We start from the raw sequence: 15,303 nt of genomic DNA, 5'->3' as shown, positions 1-15,303 counted from the left end.
GCGGGGCGAGCGCACCACCTGCGTCACTGGTCGCCCGCGGTGCGCAGGGCCGCCCAGAGCTCGGCCCGTGCGGGGAACGATGTGAGGTCGGCGTCGAGGATCATCGCGGCCTGGCCGATCCGAGTGCGCAGCGTGTGCCGATGCACGCCGAGCGCGGCGGCGGCGGGCTCCAGGCGGGTGTCGTGCTCCAGCCACACCCGCAGCGACCGCTCGAGCTCGGCCCCCTCCTGGGCGTCGTGCTGCCGCAGCGGCGCCAGCAGCGACTCCGCGATGAGCCGCGCCTCGTCGGTGGCGAACGCCGCCAGCACGCTGGTCTCCGCGGTGTCCGCGTAGCGGGCGACGCCGGCGTCGCCCGAGCGCCGCAGGGCCGTGAGCGCCTGGGCGTGCGCTCGGGAGAAGCCGGTGTACTCCTCCGGGGCCGAGGCGCCGATGCGCACGCCGGTGCGCGCCGCGACCTCGTCCAGCAGCCCGGCGTCGCCGACCGCGAGGCACATCACCAGCCCCTCCTCGGACTCGGCGAGGAACGCCGCGGGGGCGTCGGCGGGCTGGCGCTCCCACCACTCCACGACCGCGCTCTGGCGCTGTCCGGCGGCGACGGCCACCACGATGGGGGCGGGCGGGAGCGCGCCCAGGACCCGGCGTGCGAGCGTGGGGTCGTCGGCGAGCAGAGAGGCGAGCAGCTGCCGGTGCAGCCGGCGCCGGCTGCGCTCGAGCTGCTGGCTCTGCTCGAGCGAGAGCCCGGCCATCGCGATGACGGAGGTCACGACTCCGCGGGTCTCGGGATCCAGGGTGCCGCTCGCGATCGCGACGACCCCGCGCAGGTGCCCGGCCCGTCCCACCGTCAGCAGCGTGTGGGCGGCCTCGCCGGCCTGGACGACGCGGTTCGCGGATCCCCCGCGGACCAGCAGATCGGCTGCGGCCTCGTCGAGCGCGGGGGAGGATCCGTCGGCGGGATGCTCGTGCACGAGCTGCCCGGCGGCGTCGTACATGCCGACCCAGCATCCGAGCCGGCGGGAGAGCTCGGTGAGCGTCGACTCCAGCCCGTGCGGGCGGAGGGCGGCGACCGACAGCGCTCGCTGCGTCTCCAGCGCCCAGGTGCGTCGTGCGTAGGCCTGCGCCGCGATCGCCTCGGCATGGGCGCGCGCGACGGCGATGAACGGGGTGCCGTAGGGAACCTCGAGCAGCGGCAGGCCCCACGCGGCGCAGGCGGCGGCGAGGCCGGCCGGGATCCCGCTGCGGTGCACCTCGGTGCCGAATCCGAGCGCCACCACGCCGCGATCCACCAGGCGGTGCACGTACGCGCCCACGCCCGCCTCGTCGTCGTCGCCGAACTGCGTGCCGGTCGTCAGCAGGGCGATGTCCTCGGCGAGGAACGGCGTGGGATCGGTGAGGTCGGAGTTGTGCACCCAGCGCAGCGGCCGATCGAGGGATCCGGGCGGCAGCGCCGCCTCGTCGCCGACCAGGCGCAGGTGCAGGTCGCGCCTTCCGAGCAGGGTGCGCAGGGTCGGCTGCTGCTCCATCGTGTGCGCTCCTTCCGCGCCGATACCGTTGTCGCCGTTCCGGCGAAATCGTCACCCAGATTGTACGCTTCGGCGAATGCTGTGCGGCGGCGACCTCCGTAGTCTCGAGGCCATGAGCACCATCGACGCATCGGCAGAAACGCTTCCCCTCGGCGGTCCCTCCCTTCCGCAGGAGCGCCGCCTCGTCACCGAGCTCCCCGGCCCCCGGTCGGCAGAGATCCTCGCCCGCAAGGCATCGGCCGTCCCGGCCGGCGTCGGGCACACCGTGCCGGTCGCCGCGGTCGCCGCGGGCGGCGGCGTGGTCGTCGACGCCGACGGCAACTCCCTCATCGACCTCGGCTCCGGCATCGCCGTGACCACGGTCGGCAGCGCGCACCCGAAGGTCGCCGCCGCCATCGCGGCCCAGGCCGCCCAGTTCACGCACACCTGCTTCATGGTCTCGCCGTACGAGTCCTACATCGAGGTCGCCGAGGCCCTCAACCGGCTCACCCCCGGCGCCTTCGCGAAGAAGACCGCGCTGTTCAACTCGGGCGCCGAGGCCGTCGAGAACGCGATCAAGATCGCCCGCAAGCACACCGGCCGTCAGGCCGTCGTCGCCTTCGACCACGGCTACCACGGCCGCACCAACCTGACCATGGCGCTCACCGCCAAGGCCATGCCCTACAAGAGCGGCTTCGGCCCGTTCGCCCCCGAGGTGTACCGCGCACAGGCGTCGTACCCGTTCCGCGACGGCCTGTCCGGCAACGAGGCGGCGGCCCGCACGATCCTGCAGCTCGAGAAGCAGATCGGCGCCGACAACCTGGCCGCCGTCATCATCGAGCCGATCCAGGGCGAGGGCGGCTTCATCGTCCCCGCCGACGGCTACCTGCCCGCGATCCTGGAGTGGTGCCGCGCGAACGGCGTCGTCTTCATCGCCGACGAGGTGCAGACCGGCTTCGGCCGCACCGGGTCGATGTTCGCGAGCGAGATCTTCGGCATCGAGCCCGACCTGATCACCACCGCCAAGGGCATCGCCGGCGGCATGCCGCTGGCCGCGGTGACCGGCCGCGCCGAGATCATGGACGCCTCGCACTCCGGCGGCCTCGGCGGCACGTACGGCGGCAACCCGGTGGCCTGCGCCGCCGCGCTCGCCGCGATCGACGCCTACGAGACCGAGGGCCTGCTCGAGCGCGCCACCGAGATCGGCGCACTGCTCAAGAACCGCCTCGGCGCCCTCCAGGCCGCCGACCCGCGCGTGGGCGACATCCGCGGACACGGTGCGATGATCGCCGCCGAGTTCGTCGACCCGGCCACGGGCGCCCCGGACGCGGCCCTCACCGGCGCGGTCGCCAAGGCCGCGATCGCGCAGGGCGTCATCGTCCTCACCTGCGGCACGTTCGGCAACGTGATCCGCTTCCTCCCGCCGCTGACGATCGGCGACGCCCTCCTCAACGAGGGTCTGGACATCATCGCCGAGGCCCTCGCGGCCCACTGAGACGTCCGGGCGCGATCGGGATCGGGGGATGCTGGATCGCGCCCGGCAACTTTTCCATGAAGAACCGCAGGGAGACCTGCACAGCGCACCGACCGGTGCAGACCGATGAAGGAGTCGAAATTGGCCGATATCACCCGTGACGTGCTCATCGTGGGAGCGGGCGCCGCAGGCACCACCGCCGCGAACGAACTGCGCAAGGCGGGTCTGTCGGTCGTGGTGCTGGAGGCCCGCGACCGGGTCGGCGGCCGGCTCTGGACCGACGTCATCGACGGCGCCATGCTCGAGATCGGCGGCCAGTGGGTCTCTCCCGACCAGGATGCGCTGATCGAGACGATCGACGAGCTGGGACTGGAGACGTTCAGCCGCTACCGCGAGGGCGACAGCGTCTACGTCGGCCCCGACGGCACGCTGCACCGCTTCACCGGCGAGATGTTCCCGGTCTCCGCCGAGACCGAGGCGGTCATCGCCGAGATCACCGAGCGCCTCGACGCCATGGTCGCCGAGATCGACCCGGACCGCCCGTACGCGCACCCGAAGGCGGCCGAGTGGGACTCCGTCACCTGGGACGCGTGGCTGCGCCAGCAGACCGATGACGACGAGGCCGTGCGCAACCTCGCGTTCGCGACCGGATCCGCGATGCTCACCAAGCCGACGCACGCGTTCTCGCTGCTGCAGTCGCTGCTCATGGCGGCGTCCGCCGGGTCGTACTCGCACCTCGTCGACGCGGACTTCATCCTCGACAAGCGCGTGATCGGCGGCCTGCAGCAGGTTCCGCTGCTGCTCGCCGAGCGTCTCGGCGACGACGTGCTCCTCAACCAGCCCGTGCGCTCGCTGGAGTGGGACGAGAGCGGCGTCACGGCGACGACCGACTCGCTCACCGTCCGCGCCCGTCACGCGGTCCTCGCGCTCGCCCCCGTGCTGTACGACCGGATCTCGTTCGTGCCGCCGCTGCCGCGCCGTCAGCACCAGATGCACCAGCACCTCTCGATGGGCTTCGTCATCAAGGTGCACGCCGTCTACGACCGTCCGTTCTGGCGCGAGCAGGGCCTGTCCGGCACCGCGTTCAGCCCCTACGAGCTCTCGCACGAGGCGTACGACAACACCAACCACGGCGACGAGCGCGGCACCCTGGTGGGCTTCGTCAGCGACCAGAACGCCGACGACCTCTTCGAGCTCTCCGCCGAGGAGCGCAAGGAGCGGATCCTGGAGTCGCTCTCGCACTACTACGGTCCCGAGGCGAAGAACCCCGTCGTCTACTACGAGAGCGACTGGGGCACCGAGGAGTGGACCCGCGGCGCGTACGCGGCGAGCTTCGACATGGGCGGCCTGCACCGCTACGGGAAGGACCTCCGCTCCGCGGTCGGCCCGATCCACTTCGCCTGCTCCGACATGGCCGGCGCCGGCTACCAGCACGTCGACGGCGCGATCCGCATGGGCCGCCTCGCGGCGGCGCAGATCCTCGAGGCGGACCGCGGCGAGGACGGCGCCGACGCCCGCGCGGCCGAGGTCGCCTCCGTCGGAGCGGCTGAGGGCTGATGACCACCTCCATCGTCGTCGGCTACACGGCGACGGAGACCGGTGCCGACGCGCTGGCGCTGGGCGTGCGTCTCGCCCGCGCCACGCGGCGGCACCTGCATGTGCTCATCGTCGTGCCCGGCGGCGGCGACACCGCGCCGGATCATGAGAGCCCCATCCACGGACAGGCGAAGCAGTGGCTCGACGCCGCGGCCGCGATGATCCCGGCCGACGTCGCGCACACCGCGCACGCCCGCGAGAACGACTCCTTCGCGGAGGGGCTCGTGCTCGCCGGCGAGCAGCTCGACGCGGCGCTCATCGTCGTGGGCGCCGCCAACGGCGCCACGATCGGGCTGCACCGGATGGGCAGCGTCGCGCAGGCGCTGCTGCACTCCTCGCCCATCCCGGTCGCGCTCGCTCCGGCGGGCTTCGCGCACAGCGCCGACGTGCAGGCGCCGATCCCGCGGATCACGGCGGCGATCGGCAACCGCCCCGGCGCCGACGCGCTGCTGGAGGCGGCCGTGGGACTGTCCGCCGCGATCGCGGCGACCCTGCGGCTGGTCTCGCTCGTCGCCTTCGACGTGCCCCGCGGGTTCGACCCGCAGGCCATCCGGCTGGTGAGCGGCGCCCACGGAGAGGACGTGCTCGCCCGGGCCGAGATGGAGCTGCCGGCCGGTGTCCGCGCCGAACTCGAGCGGGCGCCGGGCGACACCGTGGAGGAGGCCGTCGCGCGGCTGGAATGGCTGCCCGGGGAGCTGATCCTCGTCGGATCCAGCCGGCTCGCGCAGCCGCGGCGGCTGTTCCTCGGATCGACCGCGGCCAAGATGCTCGACGTCATCCCGGTGCCGATGATCGTCGTTCCGCGCACACGCCTGGACGACAGCGCAGACTCTGGATCCTGATCGGATCCGCACCACCCGATTGCATGAGAATCGAAGCATCTGACAAGGAGGATCGCATGACCGATCTGGAGAAGACCCTGCTGGAGAGCGTCCCCACGGGGCTCTACATCGCCGGTGAGTGGATCGCCGCAGAGGGCGACAAGACCTTCGACGTGCGCGACCCCGCCACGAACGACGTGGTGCGCACGATCGCCGACGCCTCGCCCGCCGACGGCATGAAGGCGCTCGACGCGGCGGTCGCCGCGCAGGACGCATGGGCGGCCACGCCGCCGCGCACCCGCAGCGACATCCTCCGCCGCGCGTTCGACCTGGTGCAGGCGCACAAGGAGGACCTGGCGCTGCTCATGACCGTCGAGATGGGCAAGCCGCTGGCCGAGGCCCGCGGCGAGGTCGGCTACGGCGGCGAGTTCCTGCGCTGGTTCAGCGAGGAGGCCGTGCGCATCTCCGGCCGCTACGGCCTGAACCCCGAGGGCACCGGCCGCATGGTCGTGTCGCAGCGCCCCGTGGGCCCGTCGTTCTTCGTCACGCCGTGGAACTTCCCGTTCGCGATGGCGACCCGCAAGATCGCGCCCGCGCTCGCCGCCGGCTGCACCGTGGTCATCAAGCCCCCGGCACTGACCCCGCTCACCACGATGTACTTTGTGAAGCTGCTCGAGGAGGCGGGTCTGCCCGCCGGCGTCGTGAACGTCGTGCAGACGTCGCGCTCGTCCGCGCTGTCGGCCCCGATCATCGCCGACCCGCGGCTGCGCAAGCTGTCCTTCACCGGGTCCACCGAGGTCGGCCGCAAGCTCATCGCCCAGGCGGCGGAGGGCGTGCTGCGCGTGTCGATGGAGCTCGGCGGCAACGCCCCGTTCGTCGTCTTCGAGGACGCGGATCTGGACAAGGCCGTCGAGGGCGCGCTCGCCGCGAAGTTCCGCAACATCGGCCAGGCCTGCACCGCCGCCAACCGCTTCATCGTGCACCGGGACGTGGCAGACGAGTTCGCCCGCCGCATCACCGAGCGCGTGAACGCGATGAAGATCGGCCGCGGCACCGAGGAGGGCGTGACCATCGGCCCGCTCATCGACGACGACGCGGTCGCCAAGGCCGCCGAGCTCGTCGGCGACGCCGTGGAGCGCGGCGCGACGCTGCTCTCCGGCGGCAAGGCGCTCGACGGCGTCGGATCCTTCTACGAGCCGACCGTGCTCGCGAACGTGCAGGCCGGCAGCGAGATCCTCCGCGAGGAGATCTTCGGCCCGGTTCTCGCGATCGCCACGTTCTCGGACGAGGCGGAGGCCGTGCGCCTCGCGAACGACACCGAGTACGGCCTGGTCTCCTACGTGTTCACGCAGGACCTCGCGCGCGGACACCGGATGATCGACGCGCTCGAGACGGGCATGATGGGTCTGAACGTGGGCGTGGTCTCCAACGCGGCGGCCCCCTTCGGCGGCGTCAAGCAGTCCGGCGTCGGCCGCGAGGGCGGCTTCGAGGGCATCCACGAGTACCTGTCGACTAAGTACACGCTGATCCCGGTCGACTGAACGACTCCCGCGGCGGGCTCGGGTTCGGGGATCCCTCGATCCCGAGCCCGCCGAGAACTCCCACAATGATGTGACACCGAAAGGATCGACATGACCGATTACGCCGTCGTCAACCCGGCAACGGGCGAGACCGTCGCCACCTACGACACCTTCACCGATGCGCAGATCGAGGACGCGGTCGCCCGCGCGCACGCCGCCGCAGCGGTCTGGGGGCGCACGTCCGTCGCCGATCGGGCGGCCGTGATCCGCCGCATCGCCGAGGGCCATCGCGCCCACCGCGACGAGCTCGCCGCGATCATCACGCGCGAGATGGGAAAGCCCCTCGCCGCGGCCGTCGGCGAGGTGGACTTCGCCGCCGACATCATCGAGTTCTACGCGGACAACGCCGAGAAGATCAACGCCGACCAGCCCCTGGACATCCTGGGCGACGGCACCGCGGTCATCCGCAAGGCCCCGCTGGGTGTGCTCTTCGGCATCATGCCGTGGAACTTCCCGGCCTATCAGGTCGCGCGGTTCGCGGGTCCGAACCTCGCGGTCGGCAACACGATCGTGCTGAAGCACTCCGAGCAGTGCCCGGAGTCGTCGGCCCTGCTCGAGAAGATCTACGAGGAGGCCGGGCTCCCCGACGGCGGCTACGTCAACGTGTACGCGTCGATCGAGCAGGCGGCCACCATCGTCGCCGACCCCCGCGTGCAGGGCGTGTCCGTGACCGGATCCGAGCGCGCCGGTGCGGCCGTGGCGGAGAACGCCGGTCGCAACCTGAAGAAGGTCGCGCTCGAGCTCGGCGGCTCGGACCCGTTCATCCTGCTCTCCACGGACGATCTGGACGCGACCGTGCAGGCCGCCGTCGACGCGCGTCTGGACAACAACGGCCAGGCCTGCAACGGCGCCAAGCGTTTCATCGTCGTCGACGGCCTCTACGACGCGTTCGTGGAGAAGGCCGTCGCCGCGCTGTCCGCCGTGACGCCCGGCGACCCGACGCAGGAGGACACCGTGCTGGGCCCGCTCGTCTCCGAGGCGGCCGCGGTCAACCTGCAGAACCAGGTGGACACCGCGGTGGCGCAGGGCGCGACCCTGCTCACCGGCGGCACCCGCGACGGCGCGTTCTACACGCCGACGCTGCTCGCCGACGTCACGCCCGAGATGGACGTGTACCGCCAAGAGCTGTTCGGCCCCGCCGCGGTCGTCTACCGCGTCGAGGACGAGGACGCGGCTGTCGCGCTCGCGAACGACACCTCGTTCGGTCTCGGCTCCTACGTGTTCACGACCGACGACGCCCAGGCGGCGCGGGTGGCGAACGGCATCGAGGCCGGAATGGTCTATGTCAACGTCGTCCTCGCCGACAGCCCCGAACTGCCCTTCGGCGGCGTCAAGCGCAGCGGCACGTCGCGCGAGCTCGGTCTGCTCGCCGCGGACGAGTTCGTGAACAAGAAGCTCATCCGCGTGGCCTGATCTCGGCCACGGGATCCCTTCCCGCCGCACTCAGCGGGATTCGAGGGCGGGCGTCGCACACCCTGCGACGCCCGCCCTTCGTCTGTCCCCGCCGGGCCGGATCCGGAACCGCGCGATGCGCGGACGGGAGCGAAGGGGTTCCCGAGGCGGTACCTCAGTCCTCGGCGAGGCGGCGCACCTCGGCGGCGTCGGCGTCGCGTCCGAGCCCCTGCAGCACGTCGCCGAGCTCGAGCGCGGCGATCTGGCGCAGCGGCGGGATGCCCTCCGCCTGGTCGAGCACCGCGCGGTACGCCGCGACCGCGTCGGCGGGGCGCCCGCCGCCGTGCAGGGCGCGCGCCGCGAGCAGCGCGGAGCCCCCGGCGGACTGCGCGTCCCCGATCGCGGCGAACGCGTCCGAGGCGGTCAGGGCGGCGGCGACGCCCTCATCCAGGCGCTCGGCGGCCAGCAGCGCCCGCGCCCGCGAGTCGGTGACGTCGGCCATCACCCAGTCGGCGTCGTTGGCCCGGGCGATCGCCTCGACCTCGTCGAAGAGCGCGAACGCCCGGGGGTCGCGCTGCGCGCCATAGGACTGACCGAGGTTGTGCAGCACCTCCACCAGGGCAGCGGGCGCATCCTCCGCGGTGCGGACGATCTGCGCGGCCTCCTCGAGGGTCGACACCGCCTGCTCCGGCTCCTCGTACTGGGCGAGGATCTGCGCCCGGCTCATCAGGGCCAGGGCCTGATCGGCCGGGTTCTCCGCTTCGCCGAACAGCTCTGCCGCGTAGCCGAACACGCCGTAGGCCTGGCCGGCCTCGTCGGCGGCGCGGAACGCCCGGGCGAGCATGAGGGCGGTCATCGCGCGGCTGCCCGCGGGGACGTCGGCGCGCTCCTCGAGCTGCAGCACCTCGCCGAACAGCTCCGCCGCCTCGTCCGCGGCGCCGGTGTTCAGCATCGCGCGGGCGACGCGGTACTTCGCCCCGGCGACGTCCCCGCCGGTCTGCTCGAGCATCCGCGCCCCGACCCGATACCGGGCGAGGGCCTGCTCGGGCTCATCGGCGTCCTCCCAGAGGGCGCCCGCGAGCATCTGCGCTCCGGCGAGCGAGCCGCGACCGCCCAGCTCGGCGAGGATCCGGCTCGTCTCATCGGCGTCGGCGGCGCCCTCGGCGAAGTCGCCCCGTCCGCCGCGGATCCGCGCGCGCAGTTCGAGGGCGCGCGCCCGCACGCCGCGCGGCGCGTCCGAGTCGGCGAGCAGCCGCTCGATCCGGGCGTGCCCCTCCTCGGCACGGTCTCCGCGCAGCAGCGCCATGATCGCGGCGAAGTCCGCGCCGTAGCCCATCCGGGCGTCCTGCGCCTCGACGAAGAGCGCACCGGCCTGCTCGGCGAGTTCGAGGGCGGCGCCGGGGTCGTCGTCCACGAGACCGAAGGCGATCGTGAGCGCGATGTCGCCGCGGGTCTCGGCCGGCAGGGCGTCCGCGGGCTCGGCCGACGCCGTCAGGAGGGCCGCGAGCGCCGCCGTGTCCTCGGGGGTCGCCGTGCCGAACAGTGCCAGCCCGAACCGCTCCTCGAGATCGGCCTGGGCGTCTCGGCCGGCGGCCCGCAGCGAGCGGATCCGATCCGGCAGCAGCGCCGCGGCCTCGTCGAGGCGCTCCAGGTTGACCAGGGCCGCGAGGCGCTGGCCCGTCAGCACCGCCCGGCGCTGCGGATCCACGGCGTCGATCACGTGCGGCAGGGTGTCCAGCATCTCGGCGGCCGCGCCGTAGCCGGAGACGTCGAGCGCGCGACGGTACCAGCCGTCCACGTCGAGGGGTGTCTCGTCGGGAGCCGGCGCGGTGAACACGTCGCTGCGGATGGGCACGTCGTAGCGCTCGGCGGCGCGGCGCTTCGCGGTCTGCAGGCGCCGGGCGTGGTTGTCGGTGCCGTCGCGCTCGTCGAATCGCGCGCCCAGGCGCTCGGCGGCGACCCAGGCGACCGGGGCCAGCTCCGCGGCCGTCCAGGCCGTCTCGCGGGCGCCGAAGAACGGCGCGAGCTCGGTCGCGTCCGCGCCGCGCACCGGGGTGGATCCGTGTCCGGCGTCGACCACGGCATCGAGCGTGGTGGCGACCGCGATGAGCATGCCGAAGTGCCCCTGGGAGTTGAGGGCGTCGTGGGCGAGCCACGGCAGGTGACGCTCGACGAGGGCGAGAGCGCGCGCCTCGTTGCCCGTCAGCGCGCAGAAGCGGATGCTGTTCGCGACCGCCCCGAGCAGGTCGGGATTGTCCTTGGCGAGACGGTAGCTGCGCAGATGGGCGGCCTTCGCCTCGTCCCCGCGTCCCAGGCGCAGGTAGGGCAGCAGCGCCAGCGAGAGCGCGTGCTCGGGCTCCTCGCCGCAGGAGAAGCCGCCCTCCACCATCTCCTCGACGAGACGGATCGCCTCCTCGTCGCGGTCGGTGTCGGCCAGGAAGCCGGCGACCTGGCTCCGGCCGCAGGCGTCGCAGTGGCTGTGCGAGTCGCGCGGAGTGGTCTCCAGCTGCACCCGGAGCCGCTCCGCCTCGTCCAGGCGTCCGGCCGCGTGCGCGTCCTCGAAGCGGGCCATGAGCACGCCGCTGGGACCGAGACCGGCGGCGGCGTAGTGGGCGTCCATGTCCTCGAGCACCGCGGCGATCTGCTCCGGCGCGAACGCGGGCGAGCCGCGCAGCGACGACGCCATCCACTTGAACTGCCACATCAGGTCGGCGGCGCCGTTGTCGATGTCGGCGGGGAACCGGGCGGGGTCGGCGTCGTGGCGGGCGAGGCACCAGGCGAAGGAGCTGAGCATGAGGTCGGTGAGTCCGCCCATGTTCGCCGACGCCGTCTGGCGCATGCGGGCCTGGTACTCGAGCTCCTCGTCGCCGAGCTCCTGGGCGATGCCGACGGCCTCCGCGACCAGCGCCTGCTCGTGCGGACCCCACGGCGTGCGGTCGATCTCCTCGAACAGTCGCTTCAGCTGCTTCTTCTGGCCTGCCATCATCCATCCTCGGGGTCGAGAGCGTCGGGAGCGGGGGAATCGTCGTCGGTGAGGGCGACGGGGAGCGGTGCGGGCGCGACCGGGACGACGCCGGCCGACAGAGCGACGAGATCGGCGAGGGCGCCGGTCATCAGCGCACGGTCGGCGTCGCCCAGCGGGCGGTGCCCGGCGAGCAGCGCCTGGATGTAGAGCAGCTGCACGGTGCGCGCGAACACCGCGTCGTCGCCGACGTCGCGCAGCGCGCGCACCACGCGGTTCGCGCCGTTCAGGCACAGCCGGGCGGCGGCCGCGGGCCCGTCCCCGGGCGAGACCGCATCATCGATCCGATCCAGCACGCCGCCCCACAGAGCGCCCGTGATGCCCTTGGTGCGCGTGCGGTCCAGCCGTCGCAGCACGGCCGGGTCGGCGACGTACAGCGACGGCAGCTCGGGCTGATCGATCATCCGCACCACGACCTGGCAGCCCACCTCGGCGAGCACGGCCGAGGCACGGTCCTCCAGCGCCACGGCCTCGGCGCGGTCGTCGAGCGGCGGGGGATCCAGCCGGTCCAGCTCGCCCACCACGTCGACCCGCTCGACCGAGACGGCCGGGTGCAGCTCGGGCAGGCGCCGGATCAGATCGGCGTCGTAGAGGTACCCGCCGTTCACGAGCACCTGCTCGGGGCGGCTGATGCCGGCCACCTGGCGGAACTCGTCGACGCTCTCGGCGTAGCGGATCCTGTCGAAGCGCTCGACGAGGTCGCCCACCGTCATGGTGCCGTGCGTGGTCTCGACGGTGAGCCAGCGCGTGATGAACCGGGCGAGCTCGTCGTCGTGGCGGATGAGGGACTTCAGCCCCACCTCGTGCACCGCCACGAACTGCGCGAGCCGGTGCGGCTCGCGCAGGCCGAGCTCGAGCACCCAGCGCCGGATCGCGGCGCCCAGCTCGTCCCGGACGCGCGCGAGCGCCTCGTCGTCGACCAGCGACTCGCGACTGGCCGTGGGGTTCAGCCCCGTCGAGTCGACGACGGCGCGGACGAAGAAGGCCCAGTCGGGCAGCACGTCGTCGGCCCGCTCGGACAGGAGCATCCGGCCCAGGTACATGCGCGTCGCCTGCCGTGCGCCGGGCGGGGGAGCGTAGGGCAGGACGTAGGCGACACCGCGGGTGCCCGTGGCGGCGTCGGTCAGCTCGATCACGTCCAGCGGGGTCGCGCCGAGCAGCTCGCGGCCGTACTGCACGACGGCGACAGGATCCTGCGCCGGCTCGAGGAACGGGGCGGCGTGCGTGAGGGGCGTCGTGCCCCCGCCCGTCTGCAGCAGCACGGGGACGGGGAGGAACTCCGCGAAGGTCTCGGCGAGCTCGCGGACGGCGGGGGCGCGGAGCAGGTCGGCGGAGTCGAACCGCGGGACGAGATGCACGCTGGTGCCGATCGGCAGCTCCTCGTCCAGCTCCCGCACCCGGAAGGTCCCGTCCGCGGACCCGATCCACTCGACCGGTGCGCCGCCGCGGGCGCTGCGGGAGCGGATCCGGATCGTGTCGGCGACCATGAAGCAGCTGAGCAGCCCGATGCCGAACTGACCGAGGTAGTCGCTGCGGGGGAGATCGAAGATGTCGCGCTTGGAGCTGCGGCCGACGGTGGCGAGCAGCTCGGCGACCTCGGCGGCGGTGAGTCCGACCCCGTCGTCGACGAGCACGAACTCCTCCGCGGTCCCCGATCCCGTCGACGGGGGCGTGGCGGCGAGCGGCGTGATCCGGATCGTGCCTCCGCGGCCGTCGACCTCGTGCCGCGCGGTGATCGCGTCGCGTGCGTTCTGCAGCAGCTCGCGCAGGTACACGCGCGGGCTCGAATAGATGTGCCGGCTGAGCAGATCGACGACTCCGCGCAGATCCACCTGGAACTGCTGCGCCTCCTCGTGCGCGCCGTCATCCGTCCCCATCGGCCCCCCTCGTCTCCGCCTCGGGCCTGCACCCGCGTTCCGAGCCTAACAACCGCGGCGCCGGGCCCGTCCGCCACGCCCGGGCTGCGCGCGGGACGCGCCCGGTTCGGTCCGTCCGTGCGGATGCCGTACACTGGACGAGCAGTTGTTGTCTGCATTCTTTCGCCGTGCCCCGGGTCTCCCGGAGCGCGGAGGGGATGCGGACAGAGATCTCCGGATCTCTAGGGCGGTAGCTCAATTGGCAGAGCAGCGGTCTCCAAAACCGCAGGTTGCAGGTTCGATTCCTGTCCGCCCTGCGCGTCGGCGCGCAGCCGGCACACGAAAGGTACTCGAGGATGGTTCAGGACGCATCGGGCGCTGTGGTTCCCACGGCGAACGGCGGCGCGGGCCGCGACAAGAAGCTCGGCTTCTTCGGTCGCATCGCGCTGTTCTTCCGTCAGGTGATCGCGGAGCTCCGCAAGGTGGTCACCCCCACGCGCAAGGAGCTCGTCAAGTACACCCTGGTCGTCCTGGGCTTCGTCATCGTGATGATGGCGCTGGTGTACGGCCTCGACATGGCCTTCTCGTGGCTGACGACGCAAGTCTTCGGGGTTCCCGGGAAAACCGCGTGATCCCGCGGCCCGGCGGCGTCTGACCCCGGGCCGAACCTGAAGGAGAGAAGAGCAAGTGTCCGAACGATACTCTGGCGACGACGTCGATTGGGCGACCGCCGCTGAGCAGTCCAGCGAAGACGACGAGGCTCAGGAGGGCGATGTCCTCGCCTCCGAGGAGCGCGCCGTCGAGGCCGCCGAGCGGGTCGCCCTGCACATCGAGGGCGACGACGACGCGGACGCGGACGACGAAGACATCGAATTCGAAGAAGACCCGGAGGCAGACGCGATCGTGAACGACGCTCTCAACCTGGACCAGGCGGCCGAGTCCGAGGCCGCCGCGTCGGTCCTCAACGACTCCGTGGCCGAGGAGGCCGCCGACCGCGAGGCCGCCGCTGCCGACGAGGTCACGCCCTACGACGGCCCCGACGTGAACGGCGAGGAGGACGCCCCCGTCCTCGACCCCGAGGAGGTCGCGGAGATCGATGCGGCCGCCGGCGTCGTGGACGCGGTGGAGTCCGAGCTCGACCCGGCCGACGCCGCGAGCGCCCCGGTCGACGCCGACGAGGACCCGTACGAGTCCTTCCGCATGGACCTGCGGATGCTCCCCGGCAAGTGGTACGTCATCCACTCCTACGCCGGCTTCGAGCGCAAGGTGAAGGCCAACATCGAGCAGCGCAAGTCGACGCTCGAGGTCGAGGACGACATCTACCAGATCGAGGTCCCGATGGAGGACGTCGTCGAGATCAAGAACGGTCAGCGCAAGATGGTCACGCGCGTCCGGATCCCCGGCTACGTGCTCGTGCGCATGGAGCTGAACGAGGACACCTGGTCCGTCGTGCGGCACACGCCCGGCGTCACCGGCTTCGTGGGCAACGCCCACAACCCGACCCCGCTGCGCTTCGAAGAGGCGTTCAACATGCTGAAGTCCCTCGTCGAGGTCAAGGACGTCCCGACCGCCAAGGCTGTCGCGGCCAAGGGCGGCACCGCCGTGGCGCGTCCGCTCACCGCCGAGGTCGACTTCGAGATCGGCGAGACCATCACGATCAAGGAGGGCTCGTTCGCGGGTCTTCCCGGCTCGATCTCCGAGATCAAGCCGGAGAGCGGCAAGCTCACCGTGCTCGTCTCGCTGTTCGAGCGCGAGACCCCGGTCGAGCTGTCGTTCGACCAGGTCACCAAGATGATCTGACGCTTCCCCGGAAGCGCTCGCAGAACGGCCGTCCCTCTCGAGGGACGGCCGTTCTCGCGTTCGCGGGCCGGATCCGTCGCGGGATCCTGCATCCGTCGCGGGATCCTGGCGGTGAGCGGCGGGTGCGGGCGGCCCGGAGACCGCCGTGCGCGGACGCGCCCGGGATCGGGTAGACTTCTATGGTTTGTGCGCCGCTTCGTCGTGCGCGCGGACACCACCGCGTTCCGGAGATGCCGGATCCGCGGGAGAGGGACGCCCCAGGG

At 72.4% G+C, this 15,303-nt stretch carries 10 protein-coding genes and 1 tRNA gene; 8 read left to right on the top strand and 3 right to left on the bottom strand.

What is annotated here, in order from left to right; all coding sequences use genetic code 11:
* Positions 1-23: 23 nt before the first annotated feature.
* Positions 24-1,520, bottom strand: coding sequence for a PucR family transcriptional regulator (locus J8G10_RS01460; RefSeq protein WP_251438704.1), 1,497 nt, complete (start codon positions 1,518-1,520; stop codon positions 24-26).
* 112 nt (positions 1,521-1,632) lie between these two features.
* Between J8G10_RS01460 and gabT the strand changes: the two genes are divergently transcribed.
* From gabT to J8G10_RS01435, 5 genes are all read left to right on the top strand, one after another.
* Entirely contained in the window at positions 1,633-2,994 is a 1,362-nt protein-coding gene (gabT, locus tag J8G10_RS01455) for a 4-aminobutyrate--2-oxoglutarate transaminase (RefSeq protein ID WP_251438703.1), read from the top strand.
* A 120-nt stretch (positions 2,995-3,114) separates the two neighbouring features.
* Complete coding sequence (locus J8G10_RS01450) at positions 3,115-4,530, top strand: NAD(P)/FAD-dependent oxidoreductase (RefSeq protein ID WP_251438702.1); 1,416 nt, start codon at positions 3,115-3,117, stop codon at positions 4,528-4,530.
* Positions 4,530-5,411 (top strand): universal stress protein, encoded by an 882-nt coding sequence (locus J8G10_RS01445; protein WP_251438701.1) that lies wholly within the window; start codon positions 4,530-4,532, stop codon positions 5,409-5,411. The genes J8G10_RS01450 and J8G10_RS01445 overlap by 1 nt, the downstream gene beginning before the upstream one ends.
* A 56-nt stretch (positions 5,412-5,467) precedes the next feature.
* On the top strand, positions 5,468-6,931 hold the full coding sequence (locus tag J8G10_RS01440; protein WP_251438700.1) for an NAD-dependent succinate-semialdehyde dehydrogenase: 1,464 nt from the start codon (positions 5,468-5,470) through the stop codon (positions 6,929-6,931).
* Between the two features lie 90 nt (positions 6,932-7,021).
* Positions 7,022-8,383, top strand: a complete 1,362-nt coding sequence (locus tag J8G10_RS01435; protein WP_251438699.1) for an NAD-dependent succinate-semialdehyde dehydrogenase — start codon at positions 7,022-7,024, stop codon at positions 8,381-8,383.
* A 154-nt stretch (positions 8,384-8,537) separates the two neighbouring features.
* Here the strand turns inward: J8G10_RS01435 and J8G10_RS01430 are convergent, their stop codons facing one another.
* Both J8G10_RS01430 and J8G10_RS01425 read right to left on the bottom strand, forming a co-directional pair.
* Positions 8,538-11,345, bottom strand: a complete 2,808-nt coding sequence (locus J8G10_RS01430; protein WP_251438698.1) for a hypothetical protein — start codon at positions 11,343-11,345, stop codon at positions 8,538-8,540.
* Positions 11,345-13,261: an HSP90 family protein gene (locus J8G10_RS01425; protein WP_251438697.1), complete on the bottom strand. Its 1,917-nt coding sequence runs from the start codon at positions 13,259-13,261 to the stop codon at positions 11,345-11,347. The genes J8G10_RS01430 and J8G10_RS01425 overlap by 1 nt, the downstream gene beginning before the upstream one ends.
* A gap of 223 nt (positions 13,262-13,484) precedes the next feature.
* On the opposite strand from J8G10_RS01425, the gene J8G10_RS01420 reads away from it, so the two are divergent.
* From J8G10_RS01420 to nusG, 3 genes are all read left to right on the top strand, one after another.
* Positions 13,485-13,557, top strand: a tRNA-Trp gene (locus J8G10_RS01420).
* A 39-nt stretch (positions 13,558-13,596) separates the two neighbouring features.
* On the top strand, positions 13,597-13,872 hold the full coding sequence (secE, locus tag J8G10_RS01415; RefSeq protein ID WP_045272112.1) for a preprotein translocase subunit SecE: 276 nt from the start codon (positions 13,597-13,599) through the stop codon (positions 13,870-13,872).
* Positions 13,873-13,927: 55 nt separating this feature from the next.
* Positions 13,928-15,040, top strand: a complete 1,113-nt coding sequence (nusG, locus tag J8G10_RS01410) for a transcription termination/antitermination protein NusG (RefSeq protein ID WP_251438696.1) — start codon at positions 13,928-13,930, stop codon at positions 15,038-15,040.
* Positions 15,041-15,303 lie beyond the last annotated feature (263 nt).

Origin of the sequence: Microbacterium sp. USTB-Y (assembly GCF_023703415.1) — a bacterium.
In the GTDB taxonomy this organism is placed as follows: domain Bacteria; phylum Actinomycetota; class Actinomycetes; order Actinomycetales; family Microbacteriaceae; genus Microbacterium.
This window is presented reverse-complemented; position numbering and strand designations above follow the sequence as displayed.